The 17,492-nt window shown below is 67.9% G+C and carries 16 protein-coding genes; 3 read left to right on the top strand and 13 right to left on the bottom strand.

Annotated elements, in window-relative coordinates; all coding sequences use genetic code 11:
- Nucleotides 1–6: 6 nt before the first annotated feature.
- A complete protein-coding gene (locus tag ACFJGT_RS23060; RefSeq protein WP_377842967.1) occupies nucleotides 7–1,143 on the bottom strand; it encodes a DSD1 family PLP-dependent enzyme in 1,137 nt (378 codons plus the stop codon).
- A gap of 120 nt (nucleotides 1,144–1,263) precedes the next feature.
- Between ACFJGT_RS23060 and ACFJGT_RS23055 the strand changes: the two genes are divergently transcribed.
- Entirely contained in the window at nucleotides 1,264–3,084 is a 1,821-nt protein-coding gene (locus ACFJGT_RS23055) for an ABC transporter ATP-binding protein (RefSeq protein ID WP_377842964.1), read from the top strand.
- Between the two features lie 9 nt (nucleotides 3,085–3,093).
- Here ACFJGT_RS23055 and surE read toward each other — a convergent pair whose 3' ends face one another.
- The 9 genes from surE to ACFJGT_RS23010 all read right to left on the bottom strand — a co-directional run bounded on the left by surE (nucleotide 3,094) and on the right by ACFJGT_RS23010 (nucleotide 13,571).
- Complete coding sequence (gene surE, locus ACFJGT_RS23050) at nucleotides 3,094–3,858, bottom strand: 5'/3'-nucleotidase SurE (RefSeq protein WP_377842961.1); 765 nt, start codon at nucleotides 3,856–3,858, stop codon at nucleotides 3,094–3,096.
- 2 nt (nucleotides 3,859–3,860) lie between these two features.
- Nucleotides 3,861–5,006 (bottom strand): MBL fold metallo-hydrolase, encoded by a 1,146-nt coding sequence (locus tag ACFJGT_RS23045; RefSeq protein WP_377842959.1) that lies wholly within the window; start codon nucleotides 5,004–5,006, stop codon nucleotides 3,861–3,863.
- A gap of 10 nt (nucleotides 5,007–5,016) precedes the next feature.
- Nucleotides 5,017–6,108, bottom strand: coding sequence for an ABC transporter ATP-binding protein (locus tag ACFJGT_RS23040; RefSeq protein WP_377842957.1), 1,092 nt, complete (start codon nucleotides 6,106–6,108; stop codon nucleotides 5,017–5,019).
- Nucleotides 6,096–7,808, bottom strand: coding sequence for an ABC transporter permease (locus tag ACFJGT_RS23035; protein ID WP_377842952.1), 1,713 nt, complete (start codon nucleotides 7,806–7,808; stop codon nucleotides 6,096–6,098). Before ACFJGT_RS23035 ends, ACFJGT_RS23040 begins: the two co-directional genes overlap by 13 nt.
- Nucleotides 7,809–7,825: 17 nt before the next feature.
- Nucleotides 7,826–8,833 carry an ABC transporter substrate-binding protein gene (locus ACFJGT_RS23030; protein WP_377842949.1) on the bottom strand — a complete coding sequence of 336 codons (1,008 nt, stop codon included), beginning with the start codon at nucleotides 8,831–8,833 and terminating at the stop codon, nucleotides 7,826–7,828.
- Between the two features lie 131 nt (nucleotides 8,834–8,964).
- Nucleotides 8,965–10,200 (bottom strand): dihydrolipoamide acetyltransferase family protein, encoded by a 1,236-nt coding sequence (locus tag ACFJGT_RS23025; RefSeq protein ID WP_377842947.1) that lies wholly within the window; start codon nucleotides 10,198–10,200, stop codon nucleotides 8,965–8,967.
- A complete protein-coding gene (locus ACFJGT_RS23020) occupies nucleotides 10,200–11,222 on the bottom strand; it encodes an alpha-ketoacid dehydrogenase subunit beta (protein WP_377842944.1) in 1,023 nt (340 codons plus the stop codon). The genes ACFJGT_RS23025 and ACFJGT_RS23020 overlap by 1 nt, the downstream gene beginning before the upstream one ends.
- Entirely contained in the window at nucleotides 11,212–12,213 is a 1,002-nt protein-coding gene (locus ACFJGT_RS23015) for a thiamine pyrophosphate-dependent dehydrogenase E1 component subunit alpha (protein WP_377842941.1), read from the bottom strand. The genes ACFJGT_RS23020 and ACFJGT_RS23015 overlap by 11 nt, the downstream gene beginning before the upstream one ends.
- On the bottom strand, nucleotides 12,210–13,571 hold the full coding sequence (locus ACFJGT_RS23010) for an NAD(P)H-dependent oxidoreductase (RefSeq protein ID WP_377842939.1): 1,362 nt from the start codon (nucleotides 13,569–13,571) through the stop codon (nucleotides 12,210–12,212). Before ACFJGT_RS23010 ends, ACFJGT_RS23015 begins: the two co-directional genes overlap by 4 nt.
- Before the next feature lie 157 nt (nucleotides 13,572–13,728).
- On the opposite strand from ACFJGT_RS23010, the gene ACFJGT_RS23005 reads away from it, so the two are divergent.
- Nucleotides 13,729–14,748, top strand: coding sequence for a sugar-binding transcriptional regulator (locus ACFJGT_RS23005; protein WP_377842935.1), 1,020 nt, complete (start codon nucleotides 13,729–13,731; stop codon nucleotides 14,746–14,748).
- Entirely contained in the window at nucleotides 14,738–15,094 is a 357-nt protein-coding gene (locus tag ACFJGT_RS23000; protein ID WP_377842932.1) for a hypothetical protein, read from the top strand. Before ACFJGT_RS23005 ends, ACFJGT_RS23000 begins: the two co-directional genes overlap by 11 nt.
- Nucleotides 15,095–15,098: 4 nt before the next feature.
- On the opposite strand, the gene ACFJGT_RS22995 is transcribed toward ACFJGT_RS23000, so the two are convergent.
- From ACFJGT_RS22995 to ACFJGT_RS22985, 3 genes are read right to left on the bottom strand one after another with little or no spacing between them, the layout of a single operon-like run.
- Nucleotides 15,099–15,620 (bottom strand): hypothetical protein, encoded by a 522-nt coding sequence (locus ACFJGT_RS22995; RefSeq protein WP_377842930.1) that lies wholly within the window; start codon nucleotides 15,618–15,620, stop codon nucleotides 15,099–15,101.
- Nucleotides 15,621–15,631: 11 nt separating this feature from the next.
- Nucleotides 15,632–16,561 carry a nucleoside hydrolase gene (locus ACFJGT_RS22990; protein WP_377842928.1) on the bottom strand — a complete coding sequence of 310 codons (930 nt, stop codon included), beginning with the start codon at nucleotides 16,559–16,561 and terminating at the stop codon, nucleotides 15,632–15,634.
- 4 nt (nucleotides 16,562–16,565) lie between these two features.
- A complete protein-coding gene (locus tag ACFJGT_RS22985) occupies nucleotides 16,566–17,348 on the bottom strand; it encodes an ATP-binding cassette domain-containing protein (protein WP_377842926.1) in 783 nt (260 codons plus the stop codon).
- Nucleotides 17,349–17,492: the final 144 nt, after the last annotated feature.

Here is a 17,492-nt window from a genome sequence, read left to right as displayed (position 1 = left end):
GCTCGCTCAGGTCAGGGCACCGCGCGCAGCGACCGGCCAGAGCGCCTCGACATGGGCGTCGGGCCCGTGCAGGCCGCGGACGCAGACATACCAGTCGTGCAGGTTGACGGTCGGGTCGCAATGGCCGGGGATCAGCAGCAGACGGTCGCCGCGATGCGGCACCGCGACCGGGTCGCCGGTGAGGATGCCATGCTCGTCGGAGGGCTTGGTGTAGATCACGCCCTCGCGGCGGAAGGGCACGGGCATGCCGGAATCGACCGCCGCCGACTTGTGGCCGGCATCGACGATGGCGCGGTCCGGCACCGGCTTGCTCATCACGCCGGCGAGGACGAAGAGGGCGTGCTCGAAGCTGCGGAAGGGCGTGCCGTCGGCCTGGCGATTGCGGGCGTAATCGGCGTCCATGAAGATGTAGGAGCCCGGCTGGATCTCGTTCCAGATGCCGGACTGCGTCTCCAGCTCATGGGTGCCGGTGCCGGCGCCGGTGACGATTTCGCAGGGCAAGCCGTGATGCTTGAGCCGCTCGACCGTGTTGCGGGCGGCGAGCCCGGCGCGCTCGATCGCCTCGCGCCGTTCGTCGATGGAGCGCATGTGCTGGGCCGAGCCGTGATAGGCATGGATGCCGGCGAAGCGCAGCGTGTTGGAACGCGTGATCGCCTCGGCCAGCCGGACGGCGCCCTCACCGGGGGCGACGCCGCAGCGCCGGCCACCGACATCGATCTCGACATAGACATCGAGCGTCACATCGTTGCGGGCCGCCGCTTCCGCCGCCTCGCGCACGCCGTCGGGATGGTCGACGCAAAGGCCGATCTTGGCGCTGCGGGCGAGCCGGGCGAGACGATCGAGCTTGGCAGCGCCCACGATCTCGTTGGTGACCAGCACGTCGCCGACGCCGCCGGCCACCAGCACTTCCGCTTCGCCCACCTTCTGGCAGCACTGCCCAACTGCGCCATGCGCAATCTGGCGCAAGGCGATCTCCGGGCTCTTATGCGACTTGGCATGGGGCCTGAGCCGGATGCCATGCGCCTGCGTGAAGGCGGCCATGGCGACGAGATTGCGCTCGAACGCGTCGAGATCGAGCACGAGGGCAGGAGTTTCGATCTCGGCGAAGCTCTGGCCGGGCTGGGCCGGCGGGGATAGCGGCATGAGGTCTCCTGAGTCGGTTGTGGCCATGGGAAGACAGCTTCGTGTTCGTAGCAAGGCCCCTCCGCCATGGACCGGCATGCGCCAGTGGCGCTTGCCGGTCTGCCATGATAGGCCCCCGGCATGAAGATCGGCCGCGTCACCGACGACACCCTCGCGCTCTTTGCCCGTGTCTGGCGTGAGCAGATCAGGTCCTACCTCCCGCAGATGCTGATGATTCTCGGCCTCGTCGTGGTCATCGCCGCGACGACGAGCTTCTATCCGCTGCTGATCAAGGCGGCATTCGATGCCTTCGCCGATCCGCTGACAGCCGAATCGACGGGTTTCGTCCGGCGCATGGAGCGATTGGTCTCGAAGTCGATCGGCTACGATATCGGCGTCATCAACGCGGTTGCGACCGTGGTCGTCATCGTCACCGCGATCAAGGGTTTCTCCCTGCTCGCCCAGACGGTGATGACCAACAAGGTCGTCAGCCGCATCGAGGCGAACATGCAGACGGCGCTCTACGGCCATCTGATCGATGCCGATCTGGCGCAGTTGCAGCGAGAGAATCCAGCCTCGCTCACGCAGCGCTTCACCACGGACTTCACCTTCGTGAAGGAGGCGCTGACGCGCATCGTCAACATCGCCATCCGCGACGTCGTCACCGCGATCGCGCTGGTCGGGGCTCTGATCTGGATCGACTGGCAGATGACGCTGGTGGTGCTGCTGATCGCACCGGTGGTCGCCCATCCCATCGGCCGGATCGGGCGCAAATTGCGCCGGATGGCCAGTTCCCAGCAGGAACAGACCGGCCTGATGGCCAATCTCGTCACCGAAAGCCTGCAGGGCGCCCGCGTCGCCAAGACCGATCGGCTCGAGCCCTATCTGAAGACGCGGGCCGCCAACGCGTTCGAGACGATCCGGGCGCTGAAGATGAAGGCAGCCAATGCGCGCGGGCGGCTCGATCCCTTGCTCGAGGTCGGTGGCGGCATCGCGGTCGCCGGCGTGCTCGCCGCCATCGGCGTGCGCATCACCTCCGGCAATTCGACGGTCGGGGATTTCACCGGCTATGTCTCGGCGCTGCTGCTGGCGGCCCAGCCGATGCGCTCGCTCGGCAATCTCAACGCCATCGTCCAGGAGGCCGGAGCCTCGCTGAAACGCTACTACGCACTGATGGACGAGAAGCCGCAGGTGCTCGACCGGCCCGATGCGAAGCCGCTTGCGGTCGGGGCCGGCGAAGTCGCCTTCCGCCAACTCCGCTTCCGTTATCGCGAGGACCAGCGTGCCCTGGAGGGCATCGACCTCGTCGCGCAGGGCGGGAAGACGATGGCGCTGGTCGGCCGCTCGGGCTCGGGCAAGTCGACGCTGCTCGCGCTGGTGCCGCGCCTCTACGACCCGACCGAGGGGCGGATCGAGATCGACGGACAGGACCTGCGCAATGTGACGCTCAGGAGCCTGCGCCGACAGGTCGGCGTGGTCAGCCAGGACGTCGTGCTGTTCGACGACAGCGTGCAGGCCAATATCGCCTTCGGCCGACCTGAGGCCTCGCCGGACGAGATCGTCGCAGCGGCCAAGGCCGCTGCCGCGCATGACTTCATCATGGCGATGCCCGGCGGCTATGACGCCCCGGTTGGCGAGCGCGGCCACAAGCTCTCGGGCGGCGAGCGCCAGCGGGTCGCGATCGCGCGCGCCATCCTGAAGAACGCGCCGATCCTGCTGCTCGACGAAGCGACGAGCGCGCTCGACACGGAATCCGAACGGCTGGTCCAGCAGGCTCTGGCGGGGCTGATGAAGGGGCGCACCACCATCGTCATCGCGCACCGGCTCTCGACCATCCGCGAGGCCGACATGATCGTGGTGATGGACGAGGGCAAGGTCGTCGAGACCGGCAGCCACGATGAATTGCTGGCGCGCGACGGCGCTTATGCCCGGCTGCACCGGATGCAGTTTCTGGAGGGCTGAGCGGACTGCTCAGCCTGCAGGCTGCTTCAGCGCAGTGTTAAGCTCGACGGCGAAGCCTGCATCGAGCGGTGCGCCGTCGCTCCAGCAATGGCGGACGATGGCGATGCGGCCCGAATCGATCAGGCTGTTCTCGTCGCCCGACCTGCTGGTATGCGGGCGGCCACGGCGGATGCGCCAGACGATCTTCTCGCCTTCTTCGGAGACGATATCGGCGGCGCCCGCGATCTTGTCGCGGCCGATACCGGCGAGACCGATCTGGGCCGGCAATTCCTTCGGCAGGTTGACGCTCAGGAACGTGCCTTCGCGGGTCCATTGCGCGCGCGTCCGCCAGAGATTCTCGATCAGGGTCGCCAGCGCCGCGACATCGCGCTCCTCCGAGGTTCCGCCCTTGGTGCGGGAGAAGCCGATTGCGGGGCGATTCCAGAAGCTCGCCTCGCGGGCGATCGAGAGCGTGCCGGAATAGGCGGCGTCCTCGGCGGCATTGCGCCCGTCATTGACGCCGGAAAGCACGAGGTCGGGCGCACCGCCATCGCGGAACAGCACGGTCATCGCCGCGACGACGCAGTCGGCCGGCGTGCCGTTCAGCGCGTAGACCTGCGGCTCGCGCCGGCTGAGCGTCAATTCCTTGTCGAAGGAGAGATGATGGCTCGCGGCCGTCCATTTCCGCTCGGGCGCGACGACCCAGATATCGGAGGCGATGCGGGCAGCAGCCTTGCGCAGCAGGGCGATGCCGGGAGCGTCGATGCCGTCGTCATTGGCGATGAGGATGCGCATGGTCAGATCTCGATGGTGTCGCCGGGTTTCATGCCGGTGACGAGCTTGGGAATGTCGGCTGCCAGCAAGGCAGCGGTCGCCGCATCGCAGGAATGGGCGAGGATGCGGCCGGCACCGCTCGCCGCCGCGAGCGCGATATTCTCCGGTAATGTCGGATGGGTCGGGAAGCGCAGCCAGTCGGCCTTGCCGGCTGCCAGCATCAGATCGGCGGGACTGCCCTTGGGGATGCCGCCGGTCAGCAGGACCGGATGGCGCTCGCGACGGGCCTGCGCGAGCGCAGCCTTTGAGGGACCGGCGAGCCCCATCCCGTCATCGACGAGCAGGGCGGCGGCCGGGAGCGGCTGTCCCTCTTCCCAGAGCAGGGCCTCGGCAAAACGCGCCGAAAGAACGTTGGCGGCACCGGGCTTCAGCCAGGCCGGGGCCGCAATCTGCTGGGCCAGCGCCTCGCGCATCGAGGGGTGAATGGCGATCGGCGTCTCGATCAGCCCGATCAGCTCGATGGAGCGGCCAGAGAGCGGTGTCGGCAGGACGGCACCCTGCGGATGCGTCGCGAGCCAGCGCGTGATGGCTGAGCCGCGTTCGGCGGCGGGTATGCGGTCCGGACCGTAGGAGGCATCGACCAGCAGCAGGTCGCAGGGCGGCAGTGCGTCCATGGCGAAGACCGGGCTGTCCGGCACGACATCGCCGCAATAGCCGAGGCTGCGGCCGCCTGCGCTGAGATGACACCAGATGCCGCCGACGACATGGCCGCTGCGGCCGGTGCTGATCGCGATCGGGCCGAGGGCGAAATCCGCGCCGGGCGCGATGATCTCAACATTGGCTTCCTTGGCGAGAGCCCGCTCCTGCGAGGTGGCATAGGCTGCAAGCGTTGCATCCGTCTCGACGGCGGATTCGGCGGTCATCAGGATGCGGCCGGGAAAGCCATTGGCGAGGCACCAGCCGAGCGCCGCGACATGGTCCTCGTGGGCGTGGGTGACGATGATCGCGTCGATGCGTTCGAGTTCGGCTCGCGTGATCGCCGGATGGTAGGCGGCCCCTCGCGCGCTGGTATCGACGCCGACATCGAGCAGGAGCCTAGTCCCGCCATGTTCGACGCCGATGCAGGTCCGGCCCTTCTCGCCGATCCCGCCATGAACTGTCAGTTTCATGCCGCCGGTCTCACGCAGCCCTGTCCAGGGCGATGTTCTCCGGGATGATCCAGCCGTCGGTGATGGCGATGCCGATCGTCTGGCCGGGCTGGGCGGGCGCGGGTTCGGCCGCGTCGAGATGCAGGACGATGTCCTGATTGCTGGCGGGGCGGGCTTCCATGCGGAAGAAGCCGCCCTGATAGGACAGGCGCTCGACCGTCGCGGCGAGGCCGTCCTGTCCGGTTGCGGTGATGCCGATATCGCGGGCGCGCAGGCAGAGTTTTGCCTGGCCGGTAACGGCTTGGTCGGGCCGGCAGCGCACGACGGCTTCGACGCCGAGCACGCTGACCTTGCAATGGCCCGCCTGCGGAGCGGACAGGATCGTGGCCGGCAGCACCATGCCTTCGCCGATGAAGCCGGCCACGGTCACGTTGGCGGGCTCGCGATAGAGCAGCGAGGGCGTGGCGAGCTGGAGCAGGCGGCCGCGATCCATCACGGCGATGCGGTCCGCCAGCGCCATGGCCTCGGCCTGGTCATGGGTGATGTAGACCATGGTCGTGCCGGTGCGCTCGTGGAAGCGGGCGAATTCCTCCTCCATCGAGGCGCGTAAGTGCACGTCGAGATTGGCGAGCGGCTCGTCGAGCAGCACCAGCGAGGGCTCGGTGACGAGGCAGCGGGCGAGCGCGACGCGCTGGCGCTGGCCGCCGGAGAGGAGGCCGGGCCGGCGTTCGGCGAAGCCGTTCAGCCCGACGAGATCGAGCGCGGCGGCGACGCGTTTCGACCGCTCGGGATCGCGCACGCCGGCGACGGTGAGGCCATAGGCGACGTTCTCGGCCACGGTCATATGCGGCCAGAGCGCATAGGACTGGAAGACGATGCCGAGCTTGCGATGCTCCGGCGGGATATGGGTCTGCGCCGAAGAGACGAGCCGCTCGCCGATGCTGATCCGGCCGCCGTCGAGCTTGTCGAAGCCGGCGATCTGGCGCAGCAGCGTGGTCTTGCCGCAGCCGGAAGGGCCTAGCACGGCCAGGAACTCGCCGTCCTCGACCGCGATCGAGACGTCGTCGAGTGCGAGATAGGTGCCGAAGCGCTTCTGCGCGCGGTCGATGGTCAGTCGCGCCACGGCAGGACTCCCTGGGGCAATTTCTGGGCAAAGAGGCTGGTGGAGGCCATCAGGCCGATGGTGACGAGCACGGTCACGGCCGCCAGCGCCGAGGCATAGGTGGAATCGCCGCCCTGCTCGAAGGAAAAGACGACGACGCCGAGCGTCTCCGCGCCCGAGGACCAGAGCAGGGCCGAGACGGTGAGCTCGTTGAAGGCCGTGAGGAAGACCAGCAGCGCGCCCGCGACGGCGGCCGGCGCGACCAGCGGGAAGATGATCGTGACGAGGCGGCGCGGCAGGCCGGCGCCGGCGATCTGGGCGGCCTCCTCCAGCGTGCGGTCGATCTGGAGATAGCCACTGATGACGGGGCGCAGGCCCAGCACCAGGAAGCGGGCGAGATAGGCGAAGACGATGATCCAGATCGTGTTGTAGAGCGAGACGTTCACGACCGGCAGCGGCTTGAGGAAGAGCAGGATCGCGGCGATGGCGAGCACGACGCCGGGCATCGCATAAGGCAGTTCGGCCGCGAGGTTGAGCAGGCGCAGGGCTCGGGACTTCTTCCAGACGATGAAATAGCCGAGCGGCACGCAGATCAGGACGATCAGGGTGGCCGCGCCCGCCGACATCAGGAAGGAATTGACGAAGGCGCGCCGCGAGGCAGCGTGCTCGAACAGGACATAGGCGTAGTTGGCGAGCGTCGCGGTCTTCGCGTTGAGCGGCACGCCGAAGGCCGGGATCAGCGAGGTCGAGAGCAGGCCGAGGAAGGGCATGGCGAGCACGAGGATCGCGAAGCTCCAGAGCGCGATCTCGACCGGCCGGCGCCAGCGGCCGAGCTCGAAGGGGCGCGCCGCGCTCGAGGTCGTGGTGATCCGGAAATCGCGGCGGCGCAGCATGACATCCTGCAGGAGGATGCCGACCATCGCGATGACGCCGATCAGCAGGGAGAGGATCGCGACCTCGGAGAGCACGCCGGGGCCGAGGCCCGCGAGGCGCTGGTAGATCAGCGTCGGCAGGACGAGGAAATTGCCGGGAATGCCGAGGAAGGCGGGGATGCCGAAATTGCCGAGGCTGGAGACGAAGCAGAGCGCGATGCCCGCGACGAGCGGTGGCGTCATCAGCGGCAGGACGACGGTGCGCAGAACGGTGAGCGGGCTCGCGCCAGCGGCGAGGCCGGCCTCGATCAATTCCTTAGGCAGGGCGCGCAGGCCGGCGCGCAGGGTCAGGAAGACCAATGGCGCATATTGCAGGCCGAGCAGCAGGATGATGCCTTCGCGCGAATAGAGCGGGTTGCGGCTGCCGAGCGGCGGCGCCATGCCGATGAGCTTGAGCAGCGTGCTCGACGGGCCGAAGAGCTGGAGCCAGGCCAGCGCCGTGACCTGCGGCGCGATCATCAGCGGCAGGACGAAGCAGAAGGTGAAGGCGTTGCGGGCGCGGATATCGGTCAGCGTCGCGAGCAGCGCGACCGTCCCGCCGATCAGCGTGGCGAGGATCGTGCCGGCGATGGCGGTGGTGAGGCTGTTCCAGGTCGCGGTCCAGGTCGCCGGGCTCGCCATGACTTTGCCGAGCGCCGTCGCCGAGAGCTGGCCGCCGGGGGCGAGGCCCTCGACGATCAGGCGCCCGATCGGCAGCAGCGACAGGAGCGCGACGAGGCCGACGAGCCCCCAGAGGAGGCCCGTCTCCTCGACGCGCGTGCGCAGCGTCGCGGGATCGGCGAGGGACATGCGCACCGCGTCCGGGCTCAGTTGCCGAACATCGTGGCGAAGCGAGCCTTGTCGGCCTCGGTCGCCTTGACCACGGCCGCGATGTCGGAGGCCATGACGTTGATCCTGGTGCCTTCCGGCAACCAGGCGGGCGACCCGACGCTGGGCTTGGCCGGGATATAGCCCATGGCGAGCGCAAGCTTCTGGCCGTCATCGGAGAGGATGAAGTCGACGAAGGCCTTCGCGGCGGCCTCGTTCTTCGTGGTCTTCACGATGGCGACGGGCTCGGTCACCGCAGGCGCGCCTTCCTTCGGGAAGACGAACTCGATCGGCGAGCCCTGCTTCTTGGCGTTGAAGGCCATGAAGTCGACCAGCACGCCATAGGATTTCTCGCCGGTCGCGACGGATTTCAGGACGGCGCCATTGCCGCGTACGGCGACGGCTTCGTTGGCCTTCAGTCCCTCGAACAGCTTCCAGCCGAGATCGGGCCGGGCCGTCATGGTCGAGAGCATGATCGCGGCAGCACCCGAATAGAGCGGGCTCGGCATCGAGATCTGGCCCTTGTAGGCGGGCTTGTCGAGATCGGTCCAGGAGGTCGGCTTCTCCTTGGCGCCGGTGTTGTAGGCAATGCCCGTCGTGATCAGCTTCGAGCCGAAATAGGTCTTGTCGGCGTCGAAGGAGCCGGCCTGCAGGCCCTCGGTCTTCGCGCCGGGATAGGCGAGGAGCTGCTTCTGGCCCTTCAGGATTTCCATGCTCGCGGCATCCGCGATCAGGAGGACGTCGGCGCCGGGCTGGCCGGCCGAGATCTCGGCGGCGAGCTTGCCCATCACCTCGGTCGTGCCGGAGCGGAAGATGTCGATCTCGATGCTGGGATAGGCCTTCTTGAAGGCCGCGACGGTCTGGGCTGCGTCCTTTTCCGGCTGCGAGGTGTAGAGCACGAGCTTGCCCGAGGGCGCCTGTGCGAAGGCGGGTGCGGCGGCGAGCAGGGCGGCAGCGGCGGTCATCATCAGGCCGTGTCGCGTGAAGCGGCGTCGTGTCAGGGTCATGATCTCATCTCCTCCGTTGTCGCGATGCCGACCTTTACGCCAAATGCGCCGGCCGATCTTCGTGTCAGATCGTCATGTCAGTTCGCTTCTTGCCGGTCATCCGCGCTGCGGCGACCGGCCAGCATCTTCCTTCACAGAAGCAGCTCGGGGTTTTCAAGGGCCTCGCGCAGATCGGCCATGAAACGGGCCGCCGCGACGCCGTCGACGATGCGGTGATCCGAGGACAGCGTGAAATTCGCCATCGGCCTGAGCACGATCTGGCCATCGCGCCCGACCGGCTTGTCGACGGTGCGGCCGACCGCGAGGATCGCGCCCTGCGGCGGGTTGATGATCGCGGTGAACGAGTCGACGCCGTACATGCCGAGATTCGAGATGGTGAAGGTGCCGCCGCCGAGCTCGGCCGGTGTCAGCGTGCGCTTGGCCATGCCCTCGCGCAGCCTTGCGAATTCGCGGGTCATGGCGGGCATGTCCATGGCGCCGGCATCGCGCAGCACGGGCACGACGAGGTCGCCGTCCCGCTCCATGGCGATGCCGATATCGATGCGCTCGTGGAAGCGGGTCGCCTCGCCCTCGACGGAGGCGTTGATGACCGGGTGGTCGCGCAGAATGCGGGCGGCGACGCGGGCGATCAGCACGGTGAGGCTAGGCTTGGGCGCGCCGATGCGCTCGTGGCGTTTGGCGAGGCGGCCGAGCAGGTCCCGCGCGGCGCTCATCTCGATCTCGGAGGTGAGATAGAAATGCGGGGCGCTGCGCATGCTCTCGGAGAGCCGGTTCGCGACGATGCGGCGGATGGCGGAGAAGGGCTGCAGGCGGCCTTCGGAGGCAGTCGCCGGTAGGGCCGGTGTGGGACGCGCCTCCTGCGCCGGAGCGCAGCGCGGCCGCTCTTCCAGATGGCGCTTCACATCCGCTTCGCCGATGCGTCCGCGCGGGCCGGTGCCGGTCACGGTCTTGAGGTCGAGCGCGTTCTGGCGGGCGATACGGCGGGCGAGCGGGGTCGCGCGCAGGCCGGACGAGGTCGGTGCGACCGCAATCACCGGAGCGGCCGGCGCCTCGGTCTTCGAAACGGATGTGGCAGCCGCCACGGTAGCCGCGGCGGCTGCCGGCTCGGACGGCGTGCTGGCGGGCTCGCCGTCGAGATAGATCCACGCAACGGGGGTCCCGACCGAGATCGGCACGCCGGTCTCCGCCCTGATATTCCGGATCGCGCCGCTGGCGGGGGCCTCCACCTCCATCACGGCCTTGTTGGTGCCGATCTCGAAGATGGTGTCGCCCTGGCGGACTTGGTCGCCTTCCTTGACATGCCAGGCCTCGATCGTGCCCGTCTCCATGTCCATGTCGACCTTGGGAAGGATGACCTCGATGGGCATCAGGCTTCCCCGCGGCGGACGAGATTGGTGGCGGCGGTGACGATGTCGTCCTCCTGCGGGACGGCCGCCTTCTCCAGAACCGGATTGTAGGGGATCGGCGCGTCGGCGCCGCCGAGCCGGATGATCGGCGCATCGAGGAAGTCGAAGACCTCGCTTTCGGCGATCATCGCCGAGATCTCGGCGCCGATGCCCATGGTCTTTACGCCCTCGTAGACGACCAGCAGGCGATGCGTCTTGCGGACGCTCTCGGCGATGGTGGTGAAGTCGATCGGACGGATCGAGCGCAGGTCGATCACCTCGGCCGAGATGCCGTCTGCGGCGAGTCGCTCGGCCGCGGCCTCGGCCTTGCGGGCCATGATCGAGGAGCCGACGATGGTCACATCCGTGCCCTCGCGGCGGATCGCCGCCTGGCCGATCGGCACGCGATAGGCTTCGGCTGGGACATGGCCCTTGGTCTTGTAGAGCAGCTTGTGCTCGAAGATCAGCACCGGATTGGGGTCGTCGATCGCGGCGAGCAGCATGCCCTTGGCGTCATGCGGCGTGCTCGGCTGGAGCACCTTGAGACCCGGAACATGGGCGAACCAGGCTTCCAGGCTCTGGCTGTGCTGGGCAGCCGCGCCCGTGCCCGAGCCGCCGGGCAGGCGCACGACCATGGGCACGCTCGCCTTGCCGCCGAACATGAAGCGGATCTTCGCCGCCTGGTTGACGAGTTGCTCCATGGCGAGCGTGACGAAATCGGAGAACTGGATTTCCAGCACCGGGCGCATGCCGGTGATCGCGGCGCCGACCGCGGCGCCGGCAATGCCGAGCTCGCTGATCGGGGTGTCGATCACGCGGTCCTTGCCGAAGCGATGGACGAGGTCGCCGGAGACGCCGAAGGCGCCGCCATAGACGCCGACATCCTCGCCGAACAGGAAGACGCGCTCGTCGGCTTCCATCGCCTGGCCGAGCGCCTCGCGCACGGCCTCGGCATAGGAGAGCTCGCGGATCTCGCTCACGGCTTCGAGCGTGTCAGAGGGCATAGACGTCACGGGTCAGGTCTTTCGGATCGGGGTCCGGGCAGGCGCGGGCGAATTCGACGGCGGCGTCGATGTCGCGCTGGGCATCCTCTTCGAGCTTCATCAGCGCGGCCGCGTCGAAGCGGTCATGGGCCTTGAGTTCGTCCTCGAGCCGCCGGATCGGGTCCTGGTTGCGCCATTCCTCGATCTCTTCCTTGGAGCGGTAGAGATTGCGGTCGCTCTTGGAATGGCCGCGCCAGCGATAGGTCTTGCACTCGATCAGCGAGGGCCCCTCGCCGGAGCGGGCGCGCTCGATCGCGACCTTCGCGACGGCTGCGACGGCGGCGAGGTCGTTGCCATCCAGGCAATGGCCGGGCATGCCATAGGCGCTCGCGCGGTCGGCGACGTTCGGCACCGCCATGGCGCGGTTGATGTCCATCGACATGCCGTATTTGTTGTTCTCGCAGACGAAGACGACCGGCAGCTTCCAGATCGAGGCCATGTTCAGCGCCTCGTGGAAGGCGCCCTCGTTCGAGGCGCCGTCGCCGAAGAAGACCATGCAGACGCGGCCGTTCTTCTGCGCCTTGATGCTCATGCCGACGCCGACCGCGATCGGCAGGCCGCCGCCGACGATGCCGTTGGCGCCGAGATTGCCGCCCTCGACATCGGCGATATGCATCGAGCCGCCACGGCCCTTGCAATAGCCGGTCTCCTTGCCGAAGAACTCGGCGAACATCAGCTTCGGCTCGGCGCCGCGCGCGATGCAGTGGCCATGGCCGCGATGGGTCGAGAGGATGTAATCGTGGGCCTCCAGCGGCAGCGTCGTGCCGACGGCGCTGGCTTCCTGGCCGATCGAGAGATGCATCGTGCCGTGGATCAGGCCGCGCATATAACTGGCCTCTGCGGCTTCCTCGAACTTGCGGATCAGGTGCATGCGGGTCAGCGCCTGCGCCACCGTTGCGTCGTCGAGCGCGGCGAGTTCCGGCCGCTGGTTCGGCTTCTGGTCAGCGCTCATGCCTGGGCTCTGGAGGTCAGCGCGGCGATCATCGCGTCCTGCGCACGGCGCACTTCGACGATCTTCAACCGCTCGTCGGGGGCGGCGTCGGCCAGCGTGATCAATTCGCCCTTGCGGACGGGCCGCGTCACGGTCGCGCCCTGGGCGAGGCCGATCGGCAGCGCTTTGCGCGCCTGCGCATCGGCGCGGGAGAGGGCGAAGCCGCGATAGCCGTATTCGCCGATGGCATCGAGCGTCTCGCCGACGGCGAGATCGCGCTTGGCGACGCAGCCGACCTCGGAGGTCGGCACCGGCAGCGGGCGCATATGGCTCTGGTTGAAGATGACAGCGGCCGCGGCCGAGAGCGGCACTTCCAGGCTCGTCAGGTGATAGGGGCGGAAGAAGGAGTAGTACGGGCCGGGGCCGAGATGCAGGTCGCTCATCCGCTCGCGGACGCGGGGATGGCGCATCTCCGCGACGGCGAAGACGCCGGGAGCCACGCCTTTGGCAACGGAGAAGTCGACGATGCCCTTCTGCGAGAGCAGGCCGCCCTCTTCCTTCGGGCAGAAATAGTTCTGGAGTTCGTCCTTCGGCGCGGCCGGGCCGTGCATGCCGGGGATATCGGGCACGAAGCCGCAGGCATTGGCGATGGCGACCATCTCGACCATCGTCTTCGAACCGTCGACGAACTCGACCAGCATACGCGGATTCATGTTCCGGCGGGTGGCTTCCTCGACATAATCGGCCGGCACGGCATCGATGCGGAACGGGTTGTTCTTGCCCTTGCCGGCGGCGACCACCGGATAGCCCATGGCGCGGACGAAATTGATCAGCTCCATCGCGGCGGCGGGCTCGTCGCCGGCGCCGAGCGTATAGACGACGCCCGCCTTGGCCGCCTCGACCGCGAGATAGGAGCCGATGGTGATGTCGGCCTCGACATTCATCATCACGATATGCTTGCGCGCGGCGATCGCAGTCAGCGCGACGCGCGAACCGGCCTCGGGATTGCCGGTCGCGTCGATGATGACGTCGACATGGGGGGAGCGGCAGATCAGGTCGAGCGAGGTCGTGGCGGCGATGCGGCCCTTGCGACGGCTGGCGTCGAGCCCGGCTTCGTCGGTGACATTGTCGACCTCGCCCTTGCGCCCGGCGAGTGCGGCGGCCTCCGCGACGCGATCCGGCGCGATATCGGCGACGGCGGCGATTTCGATGCCGGTCATCTGGGCGATCTGGACGACGATGTCGGTGCCCATCTGCCCGGCGCCGATCAGGCCGACGCGGACGGGCTTGCCGGCCTTGGCACGCAATTCGAGGGCTTCCGCCAGGGACAGGCCGGCGACGGGCGCGCCCAAAGGCGGCTGCGGCTGGATCGCGGCCATCGTCACTGTCTCTCCCTAAGGACATATGTTCTTATACGGGAACAAAAGAACATGTCTTTCGTCCTGTCAAGCGCACAGATGTTCAAACAGGTTGCCTAGGCCGCATGATGCGGTGATGGTGGCGCAGGTGCCCGAGGCGGCACGGCAGGGAGCACTCGTGGAAGACGCATTCGGAGCAGGGCTGATCCAGGGCGAGATGCCGGTCGCGGAGGCGAAGGTCCGCGCCGCCTGGCTTTACTATGTCGAGGGCCTGACCCAGGAGCAGATCGCCGAGGCGCTGGGCTTAAGCCGGATCAAGGTGATCCGCATGCTGGCGGCGGCGCGCTCCGAAGGGCTGGTCAAGATCAGGATCGATGCGCGCTCGGCCCGGCAGGCCGGGCTTGAGCGTGGCCTCGTCACGGCTTTCGGCCTGAAGGAGGCGGTGGTGGTGCCGGCGGCGCGCGATGCGGCCAGCGTCTCCGCGCTCGTCGGCTATGCCGCGGGCTTGTGGCTCTCCGACAATCTCACCGACAACATGTCGCTGGCCGTCGGTTGGGGGCAGACCCTGCATCTGGCGCTGCGGGGCATGCAGCCGCGCCAGGTCGAGGCGATGTCGGTGGTCTCGCTGCTCGGCGGGCTTACCCATTCGCGCAGCATCAACCCCTCGGCGGTGGCGCGCCGCGTCGCCGACATGTTCGGGGCTGACTGCTTCCAATTGACCGCGCCGGTCTTCGTCTCGAATGCCGAAATCCGCGATGCGCTCTGGCGCGAGCCGACCCTGCGCGACCTGCTCGACCGGGCCCGCGCCGCCGATGTCGCGCTGGTCAGCGTCGGCGATCTCGTCGCGGATTCGACGCTGTTCCGCGAGGGGCTCTTGCCGCAATCGGATCTGGCCGGACTGAAGAAGGCGGGCGCGGTCGGCGACCTCGTCTGCCATTTCATCGATGCCGAGGGCGAGCTGGTGGACCATCCAGTGAACCGGCGTATCATGGCGGTGAGCCCGGCCGATCTCAGGGGAATCGGCCTCGTCGCGATCGCGGCCGGCGGCGCCCATAAGGAACATGCGATCCGCGCGGCCTTGCGGGCGAGCGCGGCGAAGGTGCTGATCACGGATGAAGGCGCTGCAGAGGCCTTGCTGGCCGGCAGCGCGGAACCGGCGCCAAAGGCAGCCGAACGGGAGAGACGAGATGGCCAATAATTTCGAGCAGTTCGCGCGCAACTCCCTGCAGTTCCGGCCGTCCGACATCCGTCTCATGCTGGAGCGGGTGCATTCCCATGTCGTGAAGCCGCGCATGACGGCCGAGGAATTGCTGGAAGTCGTGCAGGGTCTCGGCTTTACGACCGTCGAGGCCTTTGGCGACCAGATCGGACTGGAGCGGCGGACCTCCGAGAGCTGGGCGCGCTACGGATTGTCGCGCGATGCGGCGCAATTGCTGCTGGCGCTGCTGAACTATCGCCAGCGCCTGCTCGACGCGATGGACGATTTCGAGAAGACGACCCAGATCCCGCTGGACGGCTTCTTCGAGAACCAGCAGCTGCCGTAACGCGTCAGCGGCAGAACTCGGCGCAGCCGGCTTCCCAAAATGCTTTGCCGGATTCAAGCGCCGGCACGGAGGGCCGCGGCTTGCGGCCGGGCAGATCGGCGGGGGCAGGCTTGACCTGTTCCCACCAGCCATGGGCGCATTCCGAGCGGAAGGCCATCTGGTCGGAGATCGAGGTGCCCTCCTGCTCCAGAACGGTGTCGAGCGCCGCGCAGGCCTCGCGCAAGCGGGCGTCGTGTTCGTCGCTGGGATCGTTGGCGTAGTCGTGGAAGGCTTCGGTGAAAGCCGCCATTTCGCGGGCGATATGCGGCCAGTCGGAGCGCTGGAGGCTCCAGGCACCCATCCATTCGCGCACGACGGTCTCGACCGCCTCGGCCTTCGGCTTGTCCTTGACCTTGCGGGCCGTGGTCAGCATGTGGCGCATCAATTCGGCGCGGGCATGGGCGTGGCGGGCACGCAGGGCCGCCTCCTGCATCTGCGCGATGGCTTCCGCCGCTTCCTGCTGCAGCGCTTCGACGAAATGCGGCATGGTCTGGTCTCTCAGGGCAACGTGGCGAGGCGTTCGATCATCCGCTCGAACAGCTCATGGGCCTGCACGGCCGCGACGACATGGGCGTTGGGCTGGCGCCTGAGGCGGCCGTTCCAGTCGATCGTGGTGCGTCCGCGCAAGGGACCGTCGCCGGTCTCGACCGTGACGAAGCAGTCGCGCCCCTCGAACAGCTCGGGCCAGAGCAGGAAGGCGATGACGCAAGGGTCGTGCATCGGGTGGCCGTTCGAGCCGAGACCGTCGGGGCGCGGGCGTGTCAGCATGCCGTGAACGGCCTTGCCGGTGGCGGTACCGAGCGCGCCGATTCGGGCGATCTGGTCATGGCTGGCGATGGCCTGGAGCGTGACGCCGAGGCCGAACATCACGATCGGCCGGCCGCAGCCGAAGACCACTGCCGCGGCATGCGGATCGACATAGGTGTTGAACTCGGCCGCCGGCGTGATGTTGCCGAGCCCGATGGCGCCGCCCATCAGCACGATGCGCCTGACCTTCGGCAGGATGTCGGGTGCCAGCCGGAAGGCGAGCGCGAGATTGGTCAGCGGGCCGAGTGGGCAGAGCGTGATGCCGTCCGCAGGCGCGGCACGACATAGATCGATGATCGCCTGAACGGCATGTCCGGGCGCAGCCGAGCTTTTCGGCTGAGGCAAATCGGCGCCGGCCAGCCCATCGGGGCCGCAGACGAATTCCGCAGTTTCGAGCGCGACGACCAGCGGTCCCTCGGCGCCGCGATGAACCGGGACGTTTTCGCGGCCGGCGAGGTCTCGGATGCGCAAGGCATTCGCCGTCGTCTGCGCGACCGGGACATTGCCGGCGACCGTGGTGATCGCCTTGAGGTCGATATGCTCGGTGCTGGCGAAGGCGAGCAGCAGGGCGACGGCATCGTCCTGGCCGGGATCGGTGTCGATGATGATGGCTTCGCGCATCGCTTCAGGCCGCCTTGGCGTTGCCGGCCATGATCATATGGGCGATGTCGTCAGCAGTGAGATCGCCGAGCGGCCGGTCGACATATTTGCGACCGGCGCCCATGATCACGACGCGATCGGCCAGCGCCACCACGTCGCGCATATTGTGGCTGATCAGGATGACTGTTCGGCCGTCGGCTTTGAGCTTGCGGATGAGGTCGAGGACGAGCGCGCTTTCCTTGACGCCGAGCGCGGCGGTCGGCTCGTCCATGATGATGATCTCGGCGTTCCAGCGCAGCGCGCGGGAAATCGCGACCGCCTGGCGCTGGCCGCCCGAGAGCCGTTCGACCGGGCGCGTCATGTCGGTGACGGCGGCGGAGAGCTGCGCGAGATAGCGCTGCGATTCCGCGATCATCTTCTTCTTGTCGAGGACGCGCAGGAAGGGCAGCAAAACGGGCTTGGTCAATTCCGAACCCATGAAGACGTTCTGGGCGATCGAGAGGCGCGGCGCCAGCGCCAGATCCTGGTAGATCGTCGCGACGCCGTTCTCGAGCGCGTCATGCGGCGAGGCGAAGGTGACCGGCCTGCCGCGCAGGCTGATCGTGCCGCTTGTCGCCTCCTCGGCACCGGAGATCACCTTTATCAGGCTCGACTTGCCGGCGCCGTTATCGCCGCAGAGTGCCACGACCTCGCCCTTGAAGATGTCGAGATCGACATCGCGGACGGCCACGACCGGGCCATAGGCCTTGCCGATGCCACGCAGCGAGAGGAGGGGGGTGGACGATTGCCCGGGATCGGTGGTCTGCATCTCGCGCTCTCCTTCCTTCTCCCCTCGGGGGAGAAGGTTGGCCCGGCGTCAGCCGGGTCGGATGAGGGAATGACGGGCGGGAGCGGAGCTAGTCCGCCCTCATCCGTCAGCGCTTCGCGCTGCCACCTTCTCCCCCGAGGGGAG

Origin of the sequence: Allobosea sp. UC22_33 (genome assembly GCF_042700715.1) — a bacterium.
In the GTDB taxonomy this organism is placed as follows: domain Bacteria; phylum Pseudomonadota; class Alphaproteobacteria; order Rhizobiales; family Beijerinckiaceae; genus Allobosea.
This window is presented reverse-complemented; position numbering and strand designations above follow the sequence as displayed.